Origin of the sequence: Candidatus Contendobacter odensis Run_B_J11 (genome assembly GCF_000531125.1) — a bacterium.
Taxonomy (GTDB): Bacteria; Pseudomonadota; Gammaproteobacteria; order Competibacterales; family Competibacteraceae; genus Contendibacter; species Contendibacter odensensis.
The window spans coordinates 1-5261 of the sequence record NZ_CBTK010000187.1 but is presented as its reverse complement, the minus strand read 5'-3'; the positions used below and the strand labels follow the sequence as shown (position 1 = coordinate 5261).

General features: G+C 59.1%; 7 protein-coding genes and 1 pseudogene. All 8 read left to right on the top strand.

Translation table 11 applies throughout. The features are described 5' to 3' along the window. On the top strand, positions 1 to 233 hold a 233-nt coding region (locus BN874_RS11660; protein ID WP_034433481.1), incomplete at its 5' end, for a FliH/SctL family protein. Between the two features lie 28 nt (positions 234 to 261). Continuing rightward, positions 262 to 417 carry a hypothetical protein gene (locus BN874_RS24540; protein ID WP_154724893.1) on the top strand — a complete coding sequence of 52 codons (156 nt, stop codon included), beginning with the start codon at positions 262 to 264 and terminating at the stop codon, positions 415 to 417. A 61-nt stretch (positions 418 to 478) separates the two neighbouring features. Further along, positions 479 to 2455, top strand: coding sequence for a ThiF family adenylyltransferase (locus BN874_RS11655; protein ID WP_034433479.1), 1977 nt, complete (start codon positions 479 to 481; stop codon positions 2453 to 2455). Continuing rightward, positions 2452 to 2700, top strand: a complete 249-nt coding sequence (locus tag BN874_RS11650) for a hypothetical protein (protein ID WP_034433477.1) — start codon at positions 2452 to 2454, stop codon at positions 2698 to 2700. Before BN874_RS11655 ends, BN874_RS11650 begins: the two co-directional genes overlap by 4 nt. Then, on the top strand, positions 2681 to 3100 hold the full coding sequence (locus tag BN874_RS11645; protein WP_034433475.1) for a type II toxin-antitoxin system VapC family toxin: 420 nt from the start codon (positions 2681 to 2683) through the stop codon (positions 3098 to 3100). Before BN874_RS11650 ends, BN874_RS11645 begins: the two co-directional genes overlap by 20 nt. A 70-nt stretch (positions 3101 to 3170) precedes the next feature. After that, entirely contained in the window at positions 3171 to 3476 is a 306-nt protein-coding gene (locus tag BN874_RS11640) for a hypothetical protein (protein ID WP_154724892.1), read from the top strand. Positions 3477 to 3534: 58 nt separating this feature from the next. Beyond that, a complete protein-coding gene (locus BN874_RS11635) occupies positions 3535 to 4785 on the top strand; it encodes a glycosyltransferase (RefSeq protein WP_051497754.1) in 1251 nt (416 codons plus the stop codon). Beyond that, positions 4785 to 5206: pseudogene (locus BN874_RS11630) on the top strand (Rpn family recombination-promoting nuclease/putative transposase); the annotation flags it as partial. The gene BN874_RS11635 and the pseudogene BN874_RS11630, both read left to right, overlap by 1 nt. Positions 5207 to 5261 lie beyond the last annotated feature (55 nt).

Genomic DNA, 5261 nt, shown 5'->3' with positions numbered 1-5261 from the left:
ATTACCGGGATGCGCTGAGCATGTTGCGCACCGCCCGTGAAGAGGGTATTGCGGAAGGCATCGAAAAAGGCATCGAAAAAGGCATCGAAAAAGGCATCGAAAAAGGCATCGAAAAAGGTATCGAAAAAGGTATCGAAAAAGGTATCGAAAAAGGTATGGAACAGGCGATTCAGCGCTTGATCCGTTCGGGGATTCCGGCGGATCAGGCCCGACGGTTATTGGGGTTAGAATAGGCCAACAATTTGCTGGTGCGTGCGGCAGGTGCGGCGCCGCTTTGGCGAAACGGTGGCGGCGCACAGTGCGCCGTTACTGGCGCGAATCACCGAGCCGACGGTGTTGGAGAACTTGGGCGCGGCGCTGCTGGATTGCGCCGATGATGCGGCGTGGCTGGCCCGACTGGGAGCGGCGGGGCGGTGAGCGCATCCTGCGCGGGCTTTAACTCCTGCACTTCCGATCCTCATTATCGCGGACTTCATTTATGACCACGTTTCATTATCAGACGGCGTTTTCTCGCAATATCGGCTGGGTCACCGAGACCGAACAGGCTTTGTTGCGTGGCAAGCGGGTGGCGATTGCCGGCATGGGCGGGGTCGGTGGGGCGCATTTGCTGACCTTGGCGCGATTGGGCATCGGGGCGTTTCACATTGCGGATCTCGATACCTTTGAGCTGGCCAATTTCAACCGGCAGGCCGGGGCGATGGTCAGTACGCTGGGCCAACCGAAGGTGGAGGCGCTGGCCCGGCAGGCGCGGGACATCAACCCGGAACTGGATCTTCAGCTTTTTCCCCAAGGGGTCAGCGCCGCGAATGTCGATGAGTTTCTGAACGATGTTGATTTATTTGTGGATGGGCTGGATTTTTTTGTGCCGGAGGTGCGTTCCCTGGTGTTCGCCCGCTGCTATGAGAAAGGCATTCCAGCGATCACTGCCGGACCGATTGGGATGGGCGCGCCGTATTTGATCTTCCTGCCGGGGCGGATGAGTTTCGAGGACTATTTCCAGTTTGCCGGATTGCCGGTTGAGCGGCAGTACGTCAATTTCCTGCTTGGGCTGACGCCGAAGGCTTGGCATCGCGCCTATCTGGTCGATCCGAACCGACTGGATCTGGCTAACCGGCGGGGGCCATCGACGACGATGGCGTGCCAGTTGTGCGCCGGGATTGTCGGGATCGAGGCGCTGAAGATTTTGCTGCATCGTCAGCCGGTGTACGCGGCGCCCTGGTATCACCTTTTCGATGCTTATCGTGGGGGTTATGTGCGCGGCCAGTTGCGCTGGGGCAACCGGGGGCCGCTGCAAACCCTGAAACGGCAATTGGCGTATCGGATGGTCGAGCAGCGTTTGGCGCGGGAAGCAGCCCAGCCGCCGTGCGAACCGGAATTCGTTCCACGTACTGATCTGGAGCACATTCTGGACTTGGCGCGTTGGGCGCCGAGCGGGGATAACACCCAGCCGTGGCGGTTCGAAATTCTGAATGAACGGCATCTGGTGGTGCATGGGTTCGATACCCGTCATGAGATCGTCTATGACCTGCAAGGCCATGCCAGCCAACTGGCGTTAGGCGGACTGCTGGAAACTATCGACAGTGCAGCGCAGGGACGGGGATTGCATTGCGAAGTTCAGCGCCGGGAAGGGTTGCCGGAGACCCGGCCCACGTTCGATGTAAAATTTTCTGCTATTCCTGCCGAGCAACATCCCTTGGAGAAAGCTATCCGCGCTCGTTGCACCCAGCGTCGGGCCATGGATCGTCGTCCGTTGGGATCGCGGGAACGCAATGCGTTAGAGGCGGCGGTTGGAGCAGACTATCGGGTGTTCTGGCTGGAAGGGAAAGAGACCTTGCGGAAAATGGCGCACTTGCTGTTCGATAATGCGGAAATCCGCCTGACGATGCCGGAAGCCTACCCAGTGCATAAAGCCATCATTGAGTGGAATGCCCAGTTCAGCCGGGACCGCATTCCCGATCAGGCGGTGGGTCTGGACCCGGTGGCGCTGCGGCTGATGCGCTGGGCGCTGCAGAGTTGGGGACGGGTGCGTTTTCTCAATACCTGGTTGGGCGGCACGCTGCTGCCGCGCCTGCAACTGGATGTGCTGCCGGCTTTGAATTGCGCGGCGCATTTCGTAATCGTGGCAAAAATGCCATTGCAGACCGGTGATGACTATGTGGCCGGTGGACGGGTGATGCAACGTTTCTGGCTGACGGCGACTGACCTTGGCTTGCAGTTTCAGCCGGAGATGACGCCGCTGATTTTTGCGTCCTATATTTATAATGACGTTGTGTTCAGCGCGTCGCCGCGATCGTTGGAACGGGCGAGGCAGTTGGTGAAACGAATGGAGGATCTGATGGGGCCGGAAGCCTGTCGGCAGGGCGTCTATATGGGGCGGGTCGGTTTTGGACCCGCGCCGGTGGCGCGGTCAATCCGCCTCACTGTGGATGAACTCATCATGAGGAGAATACCATGATGCTTTCGATTCAATTGCCCGTTACGTTGGAGCAAAAACTTTCCGCTTATTGTGCGGCGCATTATCTGACCGAGGATGAAGCGATCCTGGAGGCTTTGAACCGTCTTCTTACGCACGACATGACCCCGACGCCCTACGAATTGGGTCAGGATGGATTTGGTGCGGACCGCGTCCATCGCGGAGAAATCGCAAGTGAAAGTAAGCGGTTGTTACGGATGAAATTCCGTGGCCCGGCTGTTGGTTGATACCGGTTTTCTGGTCGCTCTGTATATCCGGGGCGATACTTTGCATAACGATGCGGTTGATTATTTGCGCGGTAACCGTGCGATGTTGCTTACTGTTGCTCCCGTCATTGTGGAAACCTGCTTTTTTCTCGACGTTCGAGCGAAGATAGAATTGCTTCAATGGGTTGAGCGGGGTGGCATGGAGGTTTGTGACGTTCCTTCGCGCAGCGCTTTTGCCGAGATCGCTCTCCATCTGAAAAAGTACGCCGACCACGATATCGACTTTGCCGATGCCGCGCTGGTTTGGTTGGCCAATGCGTGCGGAGAACGTCGAATTGTGACGGTCGATGAAACGGATTTTTCATTGTTTCGCCTGAAGAATGGAAAATCTTTTGATTTGGTGAAGTGGTTTGCTAAATAACTCTTCATGCCCGTTTTGAAGGCGGTAATGAAATCAATGACCCACAAACGCATCCTTTTCATTGGCATCGGTGGATGATTACGTGGCCGGCGGGCGAGCGATGCAACGGTTCTGGCTGACGGCTACGAAGCTGGGGTTGCAGTTTCAGCCGGAGATGACGCCGCTGATCTTCGCGTCCTACATGCGGCGGGGGATTGAATTCACCCGGACGCCGCGCTCGCTGGAGAACGCTCGGCAGTTGACCGGACAATTGGAAAGCCTGATCGGGGCGGCGGCGCTGGACGGGGCGGTCTATATGGGGCGGTCTATATGGGGCGGGTGGGGTTCGGGCCAGCGCCGACGGCCCGGTCGTTGCGGTTGCCGCTGGATAAACTGATCGTCAGTCAAACCGATCAATGAGCCACAAGTTGAGCCAACCTGGCGGGAGAAACGGCATGTCCCCTCTGACAACCTCATCACGTCGCCGCATCCTGTTTGTCGGCGAAGCGGTCACTTTGGCCCATGTGGTCAGGCCCGTAGTATTAGCGCGGGCGCTGGATCCGGCGCGTTACGAGGCGGTGCTGGCCTGCGATGGTCGTTATCTGAAATTGTTCGGTGAATTGCCGTTTGCCTGGCGGCCTATCGAGACGATCCCCACTGTAAAGTTTCTGGATAACCTGGCAAAAGGTCGCCCGGTCTACACAGCCGAGACCCTGCGGGCTTATGTGCGCGATGATCTGGCGCTGATCGAGGCAGTCCAGCCTGATCTGGTGGTAGGCGATTTCCGCATTTCGCTGGGGGTGAGCGCCCGGGTGGCGGGGGTGCCGTATTTCACGATCACCAATGCCTACTGGGGGCCGTATTCGCAACTGCCGTTCCCGTTGCCGGAGCATCCGATGACCAAGGTGTTCGGGGTCGGCGTATCGCAAGCCCTGTTCAATTTGGCGCGGCCGCTGGTGTTCGCGCTGCACACCCTGCCGCTGAACCGGGTGCGGCGGGAATACGGGTTTCCCAGTCTGGGCACCGATTTGCGAGAAATTTACACCCACGCCGACCAGGTGCTGTACGCGGACATTCCGGGGTTCATCCCGACTGCGCCGCTGCCGCCGCATCACTGTTGGTTGGGACCGGTTCTATGGTCGCCGGAGATTAAACCGCCGGACTGGTGGGATGCAGTGCCGGAGGGTCGGCCAATTATTTACGTGGCGTTGGGCAGTTCCGGGGAGAACGAGCGAGCCTTACCGATCATTTTACAGGGCTTGGCGGATTTGCCGGTGACGGTGATTGCTGCGACCGCCGGGCAACCGTTGGGCATCAAGCCGCCGGTGAATGCGTATGTGGCGGATTTTTTGCCTGGCGCCGAGGCGGCGGCCCGCGCGGCGCTGGTGATCTGTAATGGCGGCAGTCTGGCGACCCAGCAGGCGCTAGCGGCGGGGGCGCCAGTGCTCGGCATCGCCAGCAATATGGATCAGCACTTGAACATGCTGTGCCTGGAGCGTGCGGGTGTGGGCGCGCGGTTGCGAGTGGGGCCACTGACCGCCAAGCAGGTGCGGAAAATGACGGAACGGTTGCTGGGTGATGCGGGCTGCCGACAGGCGGCGGGGCGGTTGCGGGAGACCCTGCGGGACTGGGATACGGGGCAGGTCTTCGCAGCACGGATCGCGATACAAGGTGGGGACGGACAAACTACAGCGACCCAGCCTTGATGACGCCACACCCGCACGATTCCAGCTATAAGTTGCTCTTTTCCCATCCAGCGATGGTGGAGGATTTGCTGACCGGGTTCGTCCATGAGGACTGGGTGGCCGAACTGGATTTCGCTACCTTGGAGAAGGTGCCGGGCAGTTACGTCAGTGACGATTTGCGGCCCCGGGCAGATGATGTGGTGTGGCGGGTGCGCTGGCGGGGACACTGGCTGTATGTGTACCTGCTGTTGGAGTTCCAATCCGATGTCGATCCGTGGATGGCGGTACGGTTGCTGGTGTATGTCGGCCTGCTGTACCAGGATTTGATTCGGGCCGGGTGCTTGACGCCGGACGGTTGTTTGCCGCCGGTGCTTGGACAGCGGCGACCGAGGTTGCGGAGCTGATTGCAGCGCCGCCGGCAGGACTGGAAGGCTATCAACCGTTGCATCAACCATGGACAAATAATCCATGAGTGATTTCTTGCTTCAACGAGGCCG

Coding starts and splice junctions, on each gene's coding strand:
- BN874_RS11655 (WP_034433479.1), top strand. CDS start 479: ATGACCACGTTTCATTATCAGACGGCGTTTTCTCGCAATATCGGCTGG.
- BN874_RS11650 (WP_034433477.1), top strand. CDS start 2,452: ATGATGCTTTCGATTCAATTGCCCGTTACGTTGGAGCAAAAACTTTCC.
- BN874_RS11635 (WP_051497754.1), top strand. CDS start 3,535: ATGTCCCCTCTGACAACCTCATCACGTCGCCGCATCCTGTTTGTCGGC.